Below are 18,398 nucleotides of genomic sequence, written 5' to 3'. Positions count from 1 at the left end.
CGTGGCAAAAAAAGTGCTGTTGGTAGACGATGAAGAAAATATCGTGGATGTTTGTTCACGCTATCTTATACGGGAGGGATTTGATGTAAGTACGGCCTCCAACGGAATAGAAGCAATCAAAGGGTATCATTCATTCAATCCGGATATTGTGATCCTTGACATCATGATGCCTGAAATGGATGGTTGGCAGGTAGCAGAAAAAATAAGGGAAGATCATGACACACCGATCATCATGCTGACAGCACTAGGTCAAGAGAAGGACCGGATTTATGGTCTTACGATAGGTGCAGACGATTATGTCACGAAACCATTCAGTCCCCGTGAGCTGTTACTTCGGGTCAAAAACGTATTACGAAGAACTTATTCAGCAGCTGCGGAAGAGCAACAGGATGTTCTTAAGTGGATGGACCTTCAGATTGACCGGAATAAACGGACAGTGGTTTCACACGGATTCGAAGTCGAGATGACCGTGAAGGAGTTTGAGCTATTATCTCTGCTGGCTCAACATCCTTCACAGGTTTTCTCGAAATCACAGCTGATAGAAACATTATGGGGATATGAATATATGGGAGATGCCAATACAATCAACGTCCATATCCGCAGGCTGAGGGAAAAAATCGAGAAGGATCCTTCCGAGCCCCGGTGGATCAAAACCGTATGGGGAATCGGTTATAAATTTGAAGGGGAGCATCATGATGAAGATTAGAACTCTCCTAATTTTGGCCAACACGATTTCCCTGGGAGTGATTCTTGCTTTCCTTACCATATCGTATGTCCAAATGTTCATTTCAACCGATATAATCATTCTTCTTTCACTTATTACATTGGGAGCAGGACTTCTATCTTTTGCCGTGAATCTGATGATTACATCCCCCTTATTAAAATCCGTGAAACAGATGAGCAGGGAGGCGGGGAGGATGGCTGACGGCGACTTTGATGTGAAGGTGACAGAAGCGGGACCACAGGAAATCAAAGAGCTCGCGGCTAACTTTAATCATATGTCCTCAAGGATCGAAGGCATGTTTGGTGAATTAAAGGAATCGGAAAAATTTAAAAGTGAACTCATTGCCAATGTATCTCATGATCTCAGGACACCGTTGTCATCCATCCACTCCTTTGTAGCGGCATTGAATGATGACATCATTGAAGATCCGGAGACACGGAAACGATATTTTGAAACGATTTTAACGGAAACGGAAAAGTTAAGTCTTTTGATTGAAGAAGTGCTGGAGTTTTCTCAGCTTGAAAACAGAAAGCTTGCTTGGAATCCATCTCCTGCTCCAATTGATCAGTTGTTGATTGATACCATTCAGCAGTTCGAACAAAAAATACAGGAGAAAGGGATAGAGGTGAAAGTGGAATACGATGAGAATCTCCCTATGATCCCGTTAATGCCTGTTCATATCAAGAGGGTGATGACCAACCTGATCCAAAACGCACTTTCTTTTTCATCCCCCCACACCTCACTGGAGATAAGGGCAGTAACACGAGAGGAACAAATGGAATTCTCAGTGACAGACGAGGGGAAGGGAGTTCCCATTGAAGAACAGGGTTCTATCTTTGAGCGATTCTACCGGGTAGAGAAATCCCGTAACAAAGAGGGAGGGGGATCAGGCCTCGGATTATCTATCTGTAAGGAAATCATCGACCTTCACGGTGGTGAAATTGGTGTGGAAAGCGATGGATATTCTGGCAGCACCTTTTGGTTTCGAATACCTATAGAAAGTAGCAAGGAGGAGAGATGATGAAAAAAATAACGCTTGGCCTCGGATTACTTTTAGTAGTGGGTCTTGGGGCTTTCTTCGGACCGAAACTGTATGCAAGCCTAACTCAGAAATCATTGGGCAGTGAAGCGGTAACGAACAAGGTCGATGAAAACCATGCACTCGCCACCTTTGCAGGGGGATGCTTCTGGTGTATGGAACCGCCCTTTGAAAAACTGGACGGCGTTTACTCAGTCATTTCAGGATACACAGGAGGAGAAGAAAAAAATCCGACCTATGACGAAGTATCTTCTAAACAAACGGGACATGTAGAAGCGGTTCAAATCGAATATGATCCCGATGTGATATCGTATGAACAATTATTAACGATCTTCTGGAGACAGATTGATCCGACGGATGCCGGAGGACAATTTGTCGACCGGGGACCTCAATACGTGAGCGGGATTTTCTATCATAGCGAAGAACAAATGAAAGCCGCTCAGGAGTCTAAGAAGGAATTGGCAGACTCAGGACCTTTTAAAGAAGAGGTTGTAACAGAAATCAAACCGGCTAAAACGTTCTACAAAGCAGAAGAGTACCATCAGGATTATTATAAGAAAAATAAATTAAGCTATAAATTCTACAGAAGCAATTCAGGAAGGGATGATTTTCTGGATGAGGCCTGGGGGAAAGATAGGCATATCAAACTCGAAACCAACTCCCTTTATCCTTCCTATACGGATGATGAATTAAAAGAAAAGCTGACGGAACTCCAATACAAAGTCACTCAGGAAGAGGCAACTGAAGAAGCCTTCAAGAATGAATATTGGGATAACAAGGATGAGGGGATCTATGTTGACATAGTCTCAGGTGAACCTCTTTTCAGCTCGAAGGATAAATACAAGAGTGGAACAGGATGGCCAAGTTTCACCAAACCACTCGTGGAAGACAATATTGTTGAAGTAGAGGACCGCAAGTTGTTCATGGTTCGTACGGAGGTCAGAAGTAGACACGCAGACTCCCATTTGGGTCATGTATTCGAAGATGGACCCGAGCCTACAGGATTGAGATACTGTATGAATTCAGCAGCACTCCAATTCATCCCGAAAGATGAATTGGAAGAGCAGGGTTACGGTGAGTTTGTATCAGAATTTGAAAGTGATGAGGAGGAGGCGTCATGAGTTCAGCAACATTGAGGTCGACTCCCTTTATGGAAGATTTGTCAGGGAGGCTCGTAAACTACTCAAAAAAAGAGGTGATCTATCAGCCTTTTTCTTTGAGCAAGAATCTTTATATGATCCAATCGGGAAAAATAAAACTTTATAAGAATAGTGAGGATGGCCGAAAAACCATACTGATTGTTCTTGGGGAAGGTGAATTCTTCAGTAATATACCACGCTTTAGTTTAGACGATGACGGTGTATATGCAGAAGCGATCGATACAGCGGTAGTCCGGGTGATCTCTAATAAACAGGTGGAGCGCATTGGGGTCACACATCAACCGACCTTGACTGAATTATATTCTGCCCTCAATCAGCATATGAAACAGAGGAGTATATTCCTTGAACGTATTATGTTTGCCCCCGTCAAAGAAAGAATCCTTCATCTCATGACCTTCCTGATGCCTCGTTTTGGAGAAATGAAAGGAAATTATATGAAAATCAATGTTCCTCTTACCCACCAGGATATCGCAAGCTTCATCGGATCTACAAGGGAAACCGTTACCAGCCTGACGAAACAACTCATATCCGAAGGTCACATCCAGAAAATCGATAAGTATTATCATATTATGAAAGGGGCAGATTTCAGCATCGGTGTGTGATAAGAGGTACGGGGATTTTTAAGAGGGCTACTGCGGAAGCTTGTGACGCAGTAGCCTTTTTAGTTTATTTTTTTGTGTAATTAAGGTCCCAGGTGATGCCGAAAGGATCCTTTACCTTGGCATAGATCGCGCCCCAGAACGTATCTTGAAGCTCCATTACGACGTTTCCTTTTTCAGTTAATCGTTTGTAATAAGTATGGATGTCCTCTTCACTTTCCAGTTCGAGGACAAGTGAAATATGATTGCCCACAGTCGGGGCTTGGCCAGGAAAGCTGTCAGATATCATAAAGAAAAGCTCTCCTTTTTTAAATTGAGCGTGCATGATGTGATCTGAAATTTCAGGAGGACTCGGAAAATCTGCCTCGCCGAATGTCTGGATCCCCAGCGCTTCCCCTTCGAATACTTCTTTGTAGTACTCCAATGCGTCTCTTGCCTGCCCATCAAAACTAAAATAAGGTGTAGCTTGATGTTTCATCAATTTCCACTCCAATACCGATGAATTTTTGTTCTCTTTTATTATAGAACAAGAGTGTGATTAAAAACAAGAACAAACGTTCGTTTTTCTCAGAAAAAAAAGGATGGATCTTGAAAGACCCATCCTAAGTGATCAGATTAATTCAGTTTGTAATTCAACTTCGATATTCCCACTTGTTGCTTTTGAATATGGGCAAACACCATGGGCTTTTTCTACTAATTGCTTCGCTTCGTCCAATTCGACGCCGCTGACACCTACGACTAGCGCTACGCCCAGCTTGAATCCGCCATCCGTATCTTTACCGATGGAGACTTCCGCCGTTACCTTGGATTCAATTTTCTTCTTTTCCTGACGAGCGACTAAATTAAGTGCGCTGTCAAAGCAAGCCGCATATCCTGCTGCAAATAGCTGCTCCGGATTTGTTGCTCCTTCAGCCCCGTTGCCACCAAGTGATTTTGGCATGGCTAGTGCCACATCCAATACTCCGTCACTGCTTTTTACTTTTCCTGCGCGGCCGCCTTCAGCCGTGGCTTTTGCTGTGTATAATGCATCCATTTTATTCACTCCTCAATTTGTGTTGTGTACAACTTAATTCTACAAAACCAATTGTATCGGTCTTGATTAAAATTGTCAACAATTTAGTTGTGTAAAATTAAATTTGATAAATGATAGTCTTTTTTGTATGATAATCTCAATTAGTATGTTTCAAGAAAGGAATCGACATGTATGAAAGATCCACTTTTATTGGAAAATCAAATCTGCTTTAAAATATACACTGCTGAGCGTGAGATAACGAAGCTCTACCGGAGCCTGCTGGAGGAAATCGGAGTCACGTATCCTCAGTATCTGGCTTTACTCGTTTTATGGGAAGAACAAACAATATCTGTGAAGGAACTCGGGAGGAAGCTTTTCCTGGATTCAGGCACACTGACACCCATGTTGAAAAGGATGGAAGCAAACGGACTTGTTGAAAGGACACGATCGAAAGAGGATGAGCGGAGTGTTGTCATCAGTCTTACTGAAAGAGGAAGAGACCTCAAGGAAAAAGCAGAATGTGTCCCGACCCGTTTATTGGAGCGTCTTGAGATGGACGGTGAGGAGTTAAATCAGCTGGATCAGACGCTGACGACGATTTTGAATAGACTGCAGAATTAACTGTATATTTCCCGGGATGCAATTGTTATAATTTGGTTATTGGCTGGATTATTGTTTGTTTTGGCTCGATTTTATGTGAAAGCGGCCGGATTCTTCTGGTATTCGGCTGGTTTTTCTTGCGAAACGGCTGAATTTTCACGAATTTCGGCCAAATTCTCCCCTATAATGACTTGAATTCAGCTCATTTATCTAAGAGGAGTGATTCTATTGATCGTAAAAGAGCTTGAACCCCCTGAAATCATCTTCAAACTTGAAGCATTACTGAAGCGGTTGTCCAAATACTACATTGGAAGACATGAAATTGAAATTCAGTTGGCAAGATACAGAGCTGGGTACAACGGCGAAATGTCACTTTCTTATTATTTGAAACAGCTCTCGGTAAAAGAGTATATTATCCTTCATGATCTGCGCCTTTGCCATCAATCAACCTGTTTTCAGATGGATACCGTCATTCTTCATAAGAATTTCATCCTCATTCTTGAAGTGAAAAATATCTCAGGTGACATTTACATTGATACGACTTACAATCAAATGATTCGAACACTAAACGGTACAACGGAAGTATTTCCTGATCCCATTCTCCAGTCTTCAAATCAAAGGAAGAACCTTGAAAGATGGTTGATTGAAAATAAATGTCCTGCTATTCCCATTGAGAATCTGGTTGTATTCACCAACACCAATACCTATATTAAAAATTCTCCGCAAGACCAAAGTGTATTTCGAAGACTGGTTAGAAGTCCTAAACTTCTTTTCTTCATCGAAAACTATACCAAGTCCTATCAAACCCCTATTTTCACTCCTAAACAACTATCCAAGTGGTCAAACTTCTTATTGAAAAACCATTCACCTAAATCCTACAACGTTCTAAAACAATTCAATGTTCCACAAACTGAAATCCTTACCGGCGTCTATTGTGCTCATTGTCAACATGTCTCCATGGAGAGAATAAGCGGTACGTGGAGGTGCATGAGTTGTCTATCCATTCAAAAAGATGCTCATATTAGTGCATTGATAGACTATATTTATCTGAGCACACCATTTATAACGAACAGGGAAGCAAGGAAGTTCTTAAAGATTGAATCCATCTCGGTTATACGAAAGCTCCTTCAAAACTTGAACCTCCCATCCACAGGCACGACAAAAGATAGAACCTACGACTTAACGCCACTCATCAAGTCTCCTCCTTCTCCCCCCGATAAGCCAGCACCGTTGTCTTCAAAGAAGCATAATTCCCGATTGCCGCATATCCGTAAAAAAAGCCCATGAAAAGACCCGTGACGAGATGTCCTCGGTGACTGATGAAAATGGAAATGAACAGTCCAAGTATGACGGCGATATTCGGGACTAAAAAAGCCCGTGGCTTAAATAAAACTTTAATCAGTTGAGTTAAAAGGATAATAACAGGAATCGCAATGACGGCATCCCAGAAGTTAGTGTGAATAGTAGGGAAATCCATAGTAAACCTCCAATAAGGGTTTTACTCATACTATTTCCTTAACTGGAAAAATTACTAAAAAAGATGACCCCATAATGGGATCATCTATGATTTGAATCGGTCATTCCAACGTTCAGCCTTCTCAAGTGCTGCTGTATCATTGACAATTTCACCAGGCTTGACTCCTGCACCGATCATATAGTCTGTGAATTCCATGTTGACGAACTGAAAAATGTAATCAAACTGCTGAACGAGTGGAAGTCCTTTTATCTTGGCGGAGTTTCCTCCGGTAATCACTACATACGCTTTCTTTTTCGTAAGCTCTTCTTTTAGATTGAAACGTTCATCACGAAGGTACTGACTCCAGCGGTCAAAGAAGTTCTTCATCGGGCCGCTCATCCCATACCAATAAAGGGGAGTCGCAAATAATAAAACGTCGTGCTCTTCCATCAAATGGACCAGCTTTTCGTAATCATCCTCGACGGGAAGGAAGCCTCCTTCAGAATGGCGAAGGTCTTCGATCGGCTCGATATGCATGTCGGCAAGGGAAACGACAGTATGATCGGTTCCTTCTACGATTTTCTTTGCAAGGTATTCTGAGTTTCCATTTTTTCGTGTGCTTCCTAAAAGGGCTAATACTTTCATACTTCAACACTCCTCTATGAATTCAATTGTACCGTTTGTGTCGTTTTCTTCTTAGCATTCCATATGAAGACGATCAATACTACGCTTATAGGGTAAATAGCGACCCAGCCGAGAAACGGGAAGAATCCAAGAGTCATAACGAGGGAGGCCATGGAGGCGATCCGTCCGATCTTATGATTCTTTAATAGCTTCAGCCCCGCGGCAGCACCGCCGATATAGGTGGCAAAATAGGTAGCATTCGGGAACGGAAGCAACGTTTCAAAGGAGTTATCGGAACATCCCGATTTGATGACGATTCCCATTCGTCAAGAGAAATTGGTGATGATCGCCCCGCCAAGGCACCGTCTGAATGGCTTGAAAGAAATGAACTTAAAAGAGCTTGAAACTGAAACACTGATCCTGACCGAGGAAGGATGTTCGTATCGTGTCCTGCTTGAGCAATTATTAAAAGAAGAAAACATTCAGGCAAAATCGGTCATCTCTTTCAGCAGTTTAGAGGCCATAAAGCAATGTGTAGCGGATGATTTGGGCCTTGCCATCATGCCTGAGATAGCAGTGAAGAAAGATATTGAGAGCGGGAAAGTCGTCCAAATCCCCTTTGATCATAAAAAAATCCCGGTGTATACGCAGATCGTTTATCAAAAGAAAAAGTGGCTGACGCCTCCGATTGCACAATTCATTTCAGCCTTGACTTCGTAGTCATCAAAATCTTTGATATATAATATGAAAAACTATCAATATCTCCATGGGTGAATCTAGTGCTAAAATGAATACAAACTACAATTGAAGAGGTGTTAAATATGAATACGTTTTTACAATACAATCCCACAAAGCTATACTTCGGTAAAGATGAAGTGAAGCAACTGCCTTCCATCCTGGATAAAGGACTGAACGTGTTACTCGTTTACGGCGGAGGAAGCATCAAGCGTAATGGCGTTTATGACGATGTGATGAACGAATTGAAGAAAATCGATGCAAACGTTTTTGAACTAAGCGGAGTCGAGCCGAATCCCCGTTTAACGACGGTTCGTAAGGGTGTTACGATCTGTCAAAAAGAAGGGATTGATTTCATCCTGGCCGTAGGCGGCGGCAGCGTCATCGATTGTACAAAGGCGATCTCGGCAGGAGCCAAATATGATGGAGACGTGTGGGAACTGATCACCGCCAAAGCACCAATCAATGAGGCACTTCCCTTTGGAACGGTTCTGACCCTTGCAGCTACGGGTTCTGAAATGAACTCTGTTTCGGTCATCACGAACTGGGAAACGAATGATAAATTAGGATGGGGATCTCCTCATGTGTTCCCGGCATTTTCAATTCTCGATCCTGCTTATACATTTTCTGTACCACGTGATCAGACGATCTATGGGATTGTGGACAGCATGTCACATGCCCTTGAACACTATTTCCACCGGACTGAAAATACTCCGATGATAGATGGGTTCATTGAGTCGCTTCTAAGAACGGCGATTGCAACCGGCCCTAAACTGCTGGAGGATTTGGAGTCGTTCAAGCATAGGGAAACGATGATGTACATCAGTACGACCGCATTTAACGGAACCCTTTCCAACGGGACAGACGGCGGTGATTGGGCAACACACAGAATCGAGCATGCCATTTCTGCGATTTATGATATTCCACATGGAGGCGGCCTTGCGATTCTTTTCCCTAACTGGCTGGAGCATGTCCTGGAAGAGGATCCATCACGGGTCAAACAGCTTGCGGTAAATGTTTTCGGGATTTCGCCTGATGGCAAGGACGATATCGAAGTGGCAAGAGAAGGAGCAAAAGCGCTGCGTGATTTCTGGAACTCACTTGGGGCTCCAAGTACACTTGAAGATTATGATATTGACGATAGTCAGTTTGATGCCATTGTAGAGAAGACGTTCATCAAGCCAGGTGTCGGGACGTATAAGGAAATGGATTATGATAGTGTGCGGGATATATTGAAGCGCTCGTTATGAGGGTTTGAGGTAATAAATGGCATTCGGCTGGATTTTCTTTAAAAACGGCTGGATTAGGATCGATTTCGGCTTGATTAAGACAGAAAACAGCTGGATTCTTCATCGTTTCGGCCGGATTTTTACCTAAAGCGGCTCAATTTCAAAACCAGACCCCACATTAAAAGGACGAATCGCCAAAACGATTCGTCCTTTTTACGTTAGTATCATCGTCTCCGGAAGCCTTCTTCACGAAGATACAATGCTGCTTCATCATACCCGCCGAAACTGTCTTCCAAATTGTCACCGGCATATATATTCCAGCGGTCGTCTTCCTCGATTAGTTGCAGGGAGTGTCCTTCTGCATCTTTCCACAATTCTTCCACTGGTGGAGCAGCTACTTCTTCTGTTGCCAGAAGGTCGATGGAAGCACGGACGATTTCCATGAGTTCATCTCGAGTATAGTCCCTGATATTCACAAGGCCTTTCTGATTCGCTTCATACGCTTGAAGACTGCCTGTATAAACAAACCCGTTTCCGTTCGGATGAAGGTGGTACACGACAGTCGTCTTTTCGTATAGACTGTCTTCAAAATGGAAGTTTACCCGGTTCATCGAAACATCCTTCCGTGTAAGCTCAGGAAAGTCTTCTATGACAGCTAATTTTTCATCAAATGTCAGCACTGTTATTCCTCATTTCATTTTTACGATTTCCCCATTATAACACAGGCCCCTATATTCTAAAGAGGTTTACAGGTATAATGAGGATCAAAGAGGTGACCCCAATGAATGATTTTACTTCCTTAGGTATCCAGCCTAAGTATGTCAATGCATTAAAAGAACAATCCATTATAGAACCTACGCCGATTCAGAGTGAGACGATTCCTTTTCTCTTAAACGGGGAAGATGTAATTGGACAGGCGCAGACAGGAACAGGAAAAACGATGGCCTTTATCCTGCCCATGCTAGCCAAGATCGATCCTGAAAAAGATGAAATCCAGTCACTTATCGTGACTCCGACCAGGGAGCTCGCGATTCAAGTAACGGCTGAATTAAACCAGATTCTTTCTTCAACGGAAGATGATATACATGTGCTGGCCGTATACGGTGGCCAGGATGTCGAGAAGCAGATCAAGAGATTGAAGAATAAAGCGATCCATATCGTAATCGGAACACCGGGTCGGATACTTGATCATGTACGCCGAGAGACGGTCGACTTTTCGAATGTATCGTTTCTTGTATTAGATGAAGCGGATCAGATGCTTCATATCGGATTCTTCGATGAAGTAGAAGCGATCATCCGCGAGACGCCGTTCACTCGTCAGACAGCGCTGTTTTCAGCGACGATGTCCAAGGATATCCGCAAGATCGGCAAGCGCTATATGAATCGTCCCCATAATGTACAGATCCGTGAAAAAGAAAAGATCGTACAGGAAATTCAGCAGGAAGTCGTGGAAACGACGGATCGTATGAAACTCGATGCCCTCAGCCAGACGATTCATGATGTTCAGCCGTTCCTCGGAATCATTTTCTGCCGGACAAAGAGAAGGGTTAGTAAGCTCCTTGGGGATCTCAAAGCAAGGGGCTTTCTAGTCGATGAGCTCCACGGTGACCTGTCCCAGGCAAAGCGGGAAAACGTGATGAAGAAGTTCAGGGACGCAAAGCTCCAACTTCTTATTGCGACAGACGTGGCAGCACGCGGGCTTGACGTCGAGGGTGTCACACATGTATTTAATTATGACATTCCGCAAGATGTAGAAAGCTACATTCACAGAATCGGACGTACGGGCCGAGCCGGGAACGACGGACTTGCCATTACGTTTGTAGCATTAAAGGATAAGCAGGACCTGGAAGTGATTGAAAAAGGGATCGGTCGTTCCTTGCCCCGTCGGGTTGTTGAGGTTATTCCTACGAAAGGGACCTCTCATGCGCCGAAAGGATCCAATGAAAGTGCGAAAGATCGCCGTGAAAAGAAGATTCAAGCGAATAAAGACCGTAAAGCACGGCACCCACGTGGAGGCAGACCACGCACGGATGAAAGTAATGTTCCTTCACACAAGAGGAGTTCCGGTCGAGTGGACTCACGTCGAAGTGGTGAATCAACGGGCTCTTCCAGGGGCAGCCGAAGAGGCTCTACGGAAAGGACTAACTCCGGTACTAAGCGAAATAGCGGGGGAAGATCCACTTCCAGCCGCAGAGGAAGGTAGCCTGTTAGCATGGTGACACTAGTGTCACCATGCTATTTATTTTGACTGGATACCTTTAATAATTTCTGAATATTCCCAAAAATATAGCGGAATCTGGTAAAATAATTCCTATAAACGATTCACAGCAGTCATTACGAATCAGAAGGGATGGATATACATATGCATGTACCTTTAGTGTTGACGGATTTTCTCGATCGGGCAGTGGAGTTATATGGAGACAAGGTCGCGATCATCGATGATGAAAAACGATTGACCTATAAGCAGCTGAATGACAGGGTGAATCAGCTGGCAAGGGGTTTGAAACAATTTGGGATAGAGAAGGGCGACAAAGTCGCCTACCTTGCTCCTAACACGACGGAGATGCTGGAAGGATTCTACGGTGTATACTCTGTCGGAGCGGTCATGACGCCATTAAACACCAGATTAAAGCCTGCAGATTATCAATTTATCCTGACCCATAGCGAGAGTAAGGCATTGTTTGTCGATGAAGAGCTCTATCCGTTGGTTCAACCGATACTTTCAGAAGTTCCTCATTTGGAGCATGTGGTGATACACGGTAAGGAGAGGGACGGACACCCCGGATATGAAGAATGGAGAGGCTCGTTCAGCCGGGAGCCTTTCGACCGGGTAGACTTGGAAGAGACGGATATCGCGTCACTTCTCTATACGAGCGGGACAACAGGAGATCCGAAGGGAGTCCTTCTCACCCACAGGTCTAATTATTTGCATGCCTTGTCATCCATGCATCATTTAAAAGTCTCTGATCAGGATACGCTTCTTCACGTCCTGCCGATGTTTCATGTGAATGGATGGGGGTCACCATTTTATTATACGGCGAACGGTGCGACCCAGGTGATGCTTCGAAAAGTAGATCCGGAAGTGATTTTGGACAAAGTGGAGAAGCATGGTGTCACCGTCATGCATATGGCACCGACGGTTCTTAATATGCTTCTGGAATCCTACCCGGAGAGGGAGCGTTCCATCGGGCAGGATGTGAGGGTGGTCATTGCCGGGTCTGCACCTCCACCGGCATTTGTCCGGAAAGTGGAAGAAAATCTGAAATGGGAATTCATCCAAGTATATGGGATGACTGAAATTTCGCCACTAATCACGACTTCCATCCCAAGGTCTTCGGAACAGGGCAGACCTAAAGAAGAAACATACCGACTGAAAGCGAAGGCGGGCTACAGCATGATTGGAAGCAAGGTGAAAGTGGTAAGTGAGCTGGGGGAAGAAGTGTCTCGTAACGGTAAAGAAATCGGTGAAATCGTGACCAGGACTAATACGGTGATGGAAGGCTATTACAAAAACCCCGAAGCCACAAAGCAGACGATCCGGGAAGGGTGGCTTCATACGGGGGATATGGCGACCGTTGACGAAGATGGATATATTGAAATTGTCGACAGGATGAAAGACGTGATCATCAGCGGAGGGGAAAATATCTCATCCATTGAAGTAGAGGGTGCCCTTTACGAGCATGATAGTGTGCTGGAAGCAGCCGTTGTGGCGGTTCCTCATGAAAGGTGGGGGGAAGTTCCCCATGCAGTGGTCGTTCTCAGGGATGGGCACAGTGTCACAGAAGAAGATCTCATAACGTTTACAAGAGAAAAACTTGCCCACTTCAAGGCGCCGAAAAATATAACCTTTGCCAAAGAGTTACCCAAAACGGCCTCCGGTAAGATCCAAAAAGTGGTCATCAGAAAAGAGTTCTGGAAGGATCATGATCGGATGGTGCATTGATAATAAAAGGCATGCAGCTGCATGCCTTTTTCCATTTCCATGGACAAACGCCCTTATTTCATCGATACATGATGCTCGTCGTCCCTGTTTAGGCTTATGCGGCATAACTTATAAAAAGGAAGTTTTATCAGCATAATAACAGGGAAAAGCAGTGTTTAAGAGTAGACAAATGGAGGGCGTAAAGATGAGTTTAAATTCCCCGTTGGTTCCGAATTCGAAAACGCATTGTGCCAATGAGTATGGAAAGCTAAAAAAAGTAGTGGTGGTTTCACCTGAAAATATGCAAATCAACGAAATCATAAATGAAACTCAAAAGCACTTTTTAAATGACAATATCAATATAGATAAAGCTGTTCTGCAACATAAACAATTTGTAGACACATTAGAAAAAAATGGTTCAGAGGTCATTCATCTTCCGGCATCCCCTGAATTCAATGAGCAAGTCTTTACAAGAGACATTGGCTTCACCATCCATGATCAGTTCTTCGTAGCATCGATGAATACTGAAGTCAGGCGTGGGGAAGTGGAGACGCTAAAGACTTGGCTGAAGGAAGGTGAGATCCCTTATCGTGAACTTCTTCATTCCATAGAAGGAGGGGATGTCCTCGTGGATGAAGAAAATATCTGGATCGGGGTGAGTGGCCGGACGAATCAATTGGCCATCCAATCGTTGCGAAATCAACTCCCGCAATACACCGTTCATGAAATGCCTTTAAGGGAAGACATCCTCCACTTGGATTGTGTCTTTACCATCATTTCGAGTGATTGGGCACTTGTCTATCCGCCGGCATTTTCAAAAGAGGATCTAAAGACCATCAAGAAGCATTATCATACCATCACGGTCACAGATCGTGAACAATTTCAAATGGGGCCGAATGTGTTGGCGATCGGTGACGGAAAGATCATCAGTCTCATCCAGAACGAAGCTTTAAATGAACGGATCAGAGCGGAAGGATTTCAGGTGATCGAGCTCGACTTATCGGAAATCATTAAGTCGGGTGGGTCATTCCGCTGCTGTACTCTCCCCCTTATAAGAGAATGATATTGAAAAGAACAGGTGACTTTTTGCCTGTTTTTTTAAATTTACATAAGCTTTACTCTCCTGTATTCGTTTCGTAAATGGTTCTTCATATTTCCCCTTTATTCTTCTACATGTACCACGAATTATAGGAGGTAGGGAAAATGAAGAAATCGATGAAGAAGATCCTTCCATTAGCGGTGGTTTCCACATTAGCTCTTGGAAGTGTCATAGGAATGAACCAGGACGACACAGAAGCAAGTGCGAAGGAATCGAAGAACGGCAAAGCCAAGAACGTCATCTTTATGATCGGTGATGGAATGGGTGTACCTTACACAACTGGCCTTCGTTATATGAACGACAATCCTGATACTGTCGAAATGGAAAAGACGGCATTTGATCCTTACCTTGTCGGACTACAAACGACGTATCCGGAAGATGAAAAAGAGAATGTTACAGACTCTGCAGCTGCTGCAACAGCCATGAGCGGTGGAGTGAAGACTTATAATAATGCAATTGCAGTGGATAACGATAAATCAGATGTGAAAACGGTACTGGAACAGGCGAAAGAAAATGGCATGTCTACAGGAATTGTAGCTACATCTGAAATCACGCATGCTACACCGGCATCTTACGGGGCACATGAAGAGTCACGTAAGAGCGAAGATGCGATTGCCAATGATTATTATGATGAAATGATCAACGGTAAACATAAGATTGATGTCATGTTGGGTGGAGGAACGGATTTCTTCGAACGTGATGACCGTAATGTGGCAGAACAATTCAAAAAAGACGGATACAGCTATGTAAAATCAGCTGATGAGCTTAAAAAAGATAAGAATGATCAAATCCTTGGTCTGTTCGCTGAATCCGGAATGGACAAGATGATTGACCGTGATGAGAAGCAACCGAGCTTAGCGGATATGACGACGGCTGCCCTTGACCGTTTAAAAGGAGATAAAGATGGTTTCTTCTTAATGGTGGAAGGTAGTCAGATCGATTGGGCCGGCCATGATAATGATGTAGTCGGTGCGATGAGTGAAATGAGAGACTTTGAACAAGCATTTGAAAAAGTAAGAGATTTTGCAAAAGAAAATGGAGAAACTCTTGTCATCGTGACGGCAGACCATTCAACAGGTGGAATCTCAATTGGTTCAGACGGTGAGTACAACTGGGATCCGGCTCCGATCCAAGCGGCAAAGCATACACCTGACTATATGGCAGAGCAGATTGTGAATGGTGCATCGGTTGAAGAAACATTAGCGAATAATATCGACCTTGAACTGACGCCTGAAGAAATCGCATCTGTGAAAACCGCGGCTGAAGAAGGTGACCAAACGGAAATCGATAATGCGATCGAGAAGATTTTTGATACCCGTTCTGGAACGGGCTGGACAACAGACGGGCACACTGGTGACGACGTTCCTGTTTATGCCTTTGGTCCACAAAAAGAGAAATTTGCCGGTTTGATCGATAATACAGATCAGGCAAACCAAATCTTTGAACTTTTGAAGAACAAAGGGAAAATTAAAGACAAGAAATGATCTGAATGAAGACCACGACGGGGGACTTGCCCGGCGTGGTCTTTTCTTTTTTATACCTCTTCTAAATCAGAAACACTTACTTCTGAACGTTCTTCCAAAGGCCCTCGAAGATGCACAACAGCCGTTTTTCCGTCTTCTGATACAGAGTCGATCCAAACGGATGCATCTTTGTATTTGACCTGGATGTCGGCTGAAGAAGATAAGATCTGTTTTACTCGATTTTGGTCCATAATTCATACCTCCTAATGTTTTCATTGATTAGTGTGTCCCAATTCGGTAGAACCATGAGCCGCATAATCCCAATGGGAAATTGATACTCTAATAGTGAAAGGATGATGATATGAAGAAGCAGGAAGAAAAAATGTCCCCGACAGAAGCCAACATGGAGTTAAACGAACGATTAAATGGTGATGATGAGAGGGAAGCCGACCAGAGTCACATACATGTTGAATCCAACATGATTCCGGTGAATATCTCTAAGGAAGATGACTGAAACCTTTTCCAACCAAAAACCTGCCTGAAACAAATCAGGCAGGTTTTTACTATTTCGTTTTATTTTTCTGGTCTTTATTATGCTTGTTTCCCTTACTGTTGTCCCCGCTTGTGATTTCGCTTGCAAACTCTGTCGTGCCTCGTTTAGGTGAATTTTGGTTCTCGCTGCCCCGATTGTTTTTCTTTGTCAAAGGAATCCCTCCATATTAGTAAAATCGATATTAGTTTTTGATAAGGACAAGGGGACTATTCAATTCCGGGAGAATATATGTCTTTATTCCTAAATTTAACAATCAGGATGAATTTTTATCAGTGCTGAACGATAATGAAGAGAAGAACGCTTTTCTATGGGGAGGGCAATGCTGATGCATGAAAGAATAAAAGAAATGCGGGAAGGAAAACCAGGCAGGTGGTTCAAAGATGAGGAAGCAGCGAATACGGAAGGGTTTCCGGTCTTGTTTGTCCATGGCATCAATACTTCATCAGACACGTGGCTATCGAATAATGATATGCTCCCCATCATCCGTGGAGCCGGTTATCAATCGGTGTTCATCGATTTGCACCAGGACGAAGACATGTGGACGAATGGAGCTATTTTAGCAGAGAAAATAGGTGAAATGTACGATTCTTTAAAGGAAAAGCTCGTGATTGTCGGTCACAGCAAGGGAGCGATCGATGCCCAAACGGCACTGTTGCATTACGGTGCTTCCCCTTATGTAGAACGGGTCATTACACTATCAACTCCCCATCATGGATCAGAGCTCGCCGATCTTGCATTTAGTAAATGGGCGGGATGGCTGACCGATGCGTTGAAAAGCAAGACCCCTGCCGTCTTTTCATTGCAAACGGGCTATATGAAAGGTTTCAGGTCGGAAATGGACCGGCATGATCTTGCAAGAAGCATCCCTTTTTATACGTTTGGCGGTACAGGTTGGGGCGGAGCACAATCTGAATTGTTTTGGGGAGGGCTTTATTTAAGTCGATTTGGTCAGAGCGATGGTGCTGTCCTGGTGAAGAGCTCCCGGCTTCCTTATGGCATAGAAGTGGCGGTACGGGACTGGACTCATTCGACCATTAAAGAAGGAAGTACCATTTTCCCTTATATGAAGGAGCTTCTCTCGGATGAGGTGAAAGCTGTAGTTCATGCTGAAGCGAACGAACATGTTAAGGAAGAGGAAACCTCGGTGCTTCACAGGGGAGGGACAGTAGATGGTATGGCAGTGGAACATTTCTCTGTGGAAGAAGGGGTTGAGAGGCTCACGATCGACTGGGTCAGCGATCAACGGGATACGATGTATGAACTGGTGGGTCCGGACGGTCAAGTATACAGGCAGTGGAGTGTGGCTGAAGATGCTACAGGATATTTCCCCGGCGCTTTTCATCACAGCATCCAGCTTGCTGCTCCCATTACTGGAAGGTGGGAAGTAAGGGCTCACGCGTCTCAAGAACACTATATGCTGAGCATTCTCTTTCATAAGAAATTAGCAGTGACTTCCTTGACTGCAAGTGATCAAACCTTGTTGAAAAAAATGTATACGATCCACCATATCCCAATGAAGAGCGGGAAAAAACCCTCTACACTCATTACTTGTGAAGATCTGTCGTCCCTGCCGCTGGCGGACTTTGAGGAAGGAATCCACAACATCACCCTTGACCTGGAAGGGAAAACGGAGCAAGGAAACATATTTCAACGAACAGTGATTCAAACGGTGTATGTAGATGGAAAGGGAAATATTTATTAAGTGAAAAACAAAGGTCCGTTCCTCTGTATAAATAGGGACGGACCTTTGTTTTTATAGTGAATTCAGGAATTCTGTCACTTGTTCTGGTGATTTGGCGTTTGCGCTGTGCAGGTGAGCGATTTTTTCGCCGTTTTTGTATACCAGCAGGCTTGGAATGCCCATGACGTCATATTTTTCAGCGATTTCCGGGAATTCGTCCTTATTGATGTCATACCATTTATATTGATTGAACTCTTCCATGATTTCATCAATGAACATGTCCATACGACGGCAGTCCGGACACCAGTCCGCATGGAATTTTACGATGACAGGCTCTGTTGAACCGATTAGATCGTCAAAGGTTTCTTTGTTTTTGATTGATTGCATGATGCTAACCTCCCTTTTCCACTTATTTTATACAAAACCCTGCCCCATTGTAAAACGAATCATTTTTAGTCTGACTTTGTACATGCTAATATGAGAATACATTTTCAAAGAAAAA

Annotated in this window: 23 protein-coding genes; 14 read left to right on the top strand and 9 right to left on the bottom strand. The window is 43.8% G+C overall.

Going from position 1 to position 18,398, the window contains the following annotated elements:
• Position 1: 1 nt before the first annotated feature.
• Genes SLH55_RS12275 through SLH55_RS12260 form a run of 4 tightly spaced genes read left to right on the top strand, consistent with a single transcriptional unit; the run spans position 2 to position 3,525 of the window.
• Positions 2-706, top strand: coding sequence for a response regulator transcription factor (locus SLH55_RS12275; RefSeq protein ID WP_320323541.1), 705 nt, complete (start codon positions 2-4; stop codon positions 704-706).
• On the top strand, positions 696-1,745 hold the full coding sequence (locus tag SLH55_RS12270) for a HAMP domain-containing sensor histidine kinase (protein ID WP_320323540.1): 1,050 nt from the start codon (positions 696-698) through the stop codon (positions 1,743-1,745). Before SLH55_RS12275 ends, SLH55_RS12270 begins: the two co-directional genes overlap by 11 nt.
• Positions 1,745-2,884 (top strand): peptide-methionine (R)-S-oxide reductase MsrB, encoded by a 1,140-nt coding sequence (gene msrB, locus SLH55_RS12265; protein WP_413787092.1) that lies wholly within the window; start codon positions 1,745-1,747, stop codon positions 2,882-2,884. Before SLH55_RS12270 ends, msrB begins: the two co-directional genes overlap by 1 nt.
• On the top strand, positions 2,881-3,525 hold the full coding sequence (locus SLH55_RS12260; RefSeq protein WP_320323538.1) for a Crp/Fnr family transcriptional regulator: 645 nt from the start codon (positions 2,881-2,883) through the stop codon (positions 3,523-3,525). Before msrB ends, SLH55_RS12260 begins: the two co-directional genes overlap by 4 nt.
• A gap of 64 nt (positions 3,526-3,589) precedes the next feature.
• Here the strand turns inward: SLH55_RS12260 and SLH55_RS12255 are convergent, their stop codons facing one another.
• Both SLH55_RS12255 and SLH55_RS12250 read right to left on the bottom strand, forming a co-directional pair.
• Positions 3,590-4,000, bottom strand: a complete 411-nt coding sequence (locus SLH55_RS12255; protein ID WP_219166124.1) for a VOC family protein — start codon at positions 3,998-4,000, stop codon at positions 3,590-3,592.
• A gap of 132 nt (positions 4,001-4,132) precedes the next feature.
• Entirely contained in the window at positions 4,133-4,555 is a 423-nt protein-coding gene (locus SLH55_RS12250; RefSeq protein WP_219166126.1) for an organic hydroperoxide resistance protein, read from the bottom strand.
• Positions 4,556-4,726: 171 nt separating this feature from the next.
• On the opposite strand from SLH55_RS12250, the gene SLH55_RS12245 reads away from it, so the two are divergent.
• Both SLH55_RS12245 and SLH55_RS12240 read left to right on the top strand, forming a co-directional pair.
• Complete coding sequence (locus SLH55_RS12245) at positions 4,727-5,155, top strand: MarR family winged helix-turn-helix transcriptional regulator (protein WP_219166128.1); 429 nt, start codon at positions 4,727-4,729, stop codon at positions 5,153-5,155.
• A 207-nt stretch (positions 5,156-5,362) separates the two neighbouring features.
• Entirely contained in the window at positions 5,363-6,421 is a 1,059-nt protein-coding gene (locus SLH55_RS12240; RefSeq protein WP_219166130.1) for a nuclease-related domain-containing protein, read from the top strand.
• Here SLH55_RS12240 and SLH55_RS12235 read toward each other — a convergent pair.
• From SLH55_RS12235 to SLH55_RS12225, 3 genes are all read right to left on the bottom strand, one after another.
• On the bottom strand, positions 6,327-6,611 hold the full coding sequence (locus SLH55_RS12235; RefSeq protein ID WP_257474878.1) for a hypothetical protein: 285 nt from the start codon (positions 6,609-6,611) through the stop codon (positions 6,327-6,329). The two genes, SLH55_RS12240 and SLH55_RS12235, sit on opposite strands and share 95 nt — an antisense overlap.
• Before the next feature lie 84 nt (positions 6,612-6,695).
• Positions 6,696-7,235 (bottom strand): flavodoxin family protein, encoded by a 540-nt coding sequence (locus SLH55_RS12230; protein WP_219166131.1) that lies wholly within the window; start codon positions 7,233-7,235, stop codon positions 6,696-6,698.
• A 14-nt stretch (positions 7,236-7,249) separates the two neighbouring features.
• Positions 7,250-7,537 (bottom strand): hypothetical protein, encoded by a 288-nt coding sequence (locus SLH55_RS12225; protein ID WP_320323537.1) that lies wholly within the window; start codon positions 7,535-7,537, stop codon positions 7,250-7,252.
• A gap of 19 nt (positions 7,538-7,556) precedes the next feature.
• Here SLH55_RS12225 and SLH55_RS12220 point away from each other — a divergent pair, with 19 nt between their 5' ends.
• Together SLH55_RS12220 and SLH55_RS12215 are read left to right on the top strand one after the other, a co-directional pair.
• On the top strand, positions 7,557-7,934 hold the full coding sequence (locus SLH55_RS12220; protein ID WP_320323536.1) for a substrate-binding domain-containing protein: 378 nt from the start codon (positions 7,557-7,559) through the stop codon (positions 7,932-7,934).
• Between the two features lie 101 nt (positions 7,935-8,035).
• Complete coding sequence (locus tag SLH55_RS12215) at positions 8,036-9,199, top strand: iron-containing alcohol dehydrogenase (protein WP_320323535.1); 1,164 nt, start codon at positions 8,036-8,038, stop codon at positions 9,197-9,199.
• 203 nt (positions 9,200-9,402) lie between these two features.
• Here SLH55_RS12215 and SLH55_RS12210 read toward each other — a convergent pair whose 3' ends face one another.
• Complete coding sequence (locus tag SLH55_RS12210) at positions 9,403-9,858, bottom strand: hypothetical protein (RefSeq protein WP_320323534.1); 456 nt, start codon at positions 9,856-9,858, stop codon at positions 9,403-9,405.
• Positions 9,859-9,950: 92 nt separating this feature from the next.
• Between SLH55_RS12210 and SLH55_RS12205 the strand changes: the two genes are divergently transcribed.
• From SLH55_RS12205 to SLH55_RS12190, 4 genes are all read left to right on the top strand, one after another.
• Positions 9,951-11,381: a DEAD/DEAH box helicase gene (locus SLH55_RS12205; RefSeq protein ID WP_320323572.1), complete on the top strand. Its 1,431-nt coding sequence runs from the start codon at positions 9,951-9,953 to the stop codon at positions 11,379-11,381.
• A 159-nt stretch (positions 11,382-11,540) separates the two neighbouring features.
• A complete protein-coding gene (locus SLH55_RS12200; protein ID WP_320323533.1) occupies positions 11,541-13,121 on the top strand; it encodes a long-chain-fatty-acid--CoA ligase in 1,581 nt (526 codons plus the stop codon).
• 184 nt (positions 13,122-13,305) lie between these two features.
• Positions 13,306-14,163: a dimethylarginine dimethylaminohydrolase family protein gene (locus tag SLH55_RS12195; RefSeq protein ID WP_219166141.1), complete on the top strand. Its 858-nt coding sequence runs from the start codon at positions 13,306-13,308 to the stop codon at positions 14,161-14,163.
• A 140-nt stretch (positions 14,164-14,303) separates the two neighbouring features.
• Positions 14,304-15,683, top strand: a complete 1,380-nt coding sequence (locus SLH55_RS12190; protein ID WP_320323532.1) for an alkaline phosphatase — start codon at positions 14,304-14,306, stop codon at positions 15,681-15,683.
• A gap of 50 nt (positions 15,684-15,733) precedes the next feature.
• Here SLH55_RS12190 and SLH55_RS12185 read toward each other — a convergent pair whose 3' ends face one another.
• Positions 15,734-15,913, bottom strand: a complete 180-nt coding sequence (locus tag SLH55_RS12185) for an H-type small acid-soluble spore protein (protein WP_061809731.1) — start codon at positions 15,911-15,913, stop codon at positions 15,734-15,736.
• A 110-nt stretch (positions 15,914-16,023) separates the two neighbouring features.
• Between SLH55_RS12185 and SLH55_RS12180 the strand changes: the two genes are divergently transcribed.
• A complete protein-coding gene (locus SLH55_RS12180) occupies positions 16,024-16,176 on the top strand; it encodes a hypothetical protein (RefSeq protein ID WP_320323531.1) in 153 nt (50 codons plus the stop codon).
• A gap of 49 nt (positions 16,177-16,225) precedes the next feature.
• Here SLH55_RS12180 and SLH55_RS12175 read toward each other — a convergent pair whose 3' ends face one another.
• The gene (locus SLH55_RS12175) at positions 16,226-16,366 is read right to left on the bottom strand and encodes a hypothetical protein (protein ID WP_226676970.1); all 141 of its coding nucleotides are present in this window, start codon (positions 16,364-16,366) and stop codon (positions 16,226-16,228) included.
• Between the two features lie 174 nt (positions 16,367-16,540).
• Here SLH55_RS12175 and SLH55_RS12170 point away from each other — a divergent pair, with 174 nt between their 5' ends.
• On the top strand, positions 16,541-17,917 hold the full coding sequence (locus tag SLH55_RS12170) for a hypothetical protein (protein ID WP_320323530.1): 1,377 nt from the start codon (positions 16,541-16,543) through the stop codon (positions 17,915-17,917).
• Between the two features lie 51 nt (positions 17,918-17,968).
• Here the strand turns inward: SLH55_RS12170 and SLH55_RS12165 are convergent, their stop codons facing one another.
• On the bottom strand, positions 17,969-18,283 hold the full coding sequence (locus SLH55_RS12165; protein ID WP_219166151.1) for a thioredoxin family protein: 315 nt from the start codon (positions 18,281-18,283) through the stop codon (positions 17,969-17,971).
• Positions 18,284-18,398: the final 115 nt, after the last annotated feature.

It is taken from the genome of Rossellomorea sp. YZS02, assembly GCF_033963925.1.
Lineage (GTDB): Bacteria > Bacillota > Bacilli > Bacillales > Bacillaceae_B > Rossellomorea.
This window is presented reverse-complemented; position numbering and strand designations above follow the sequence as displayed.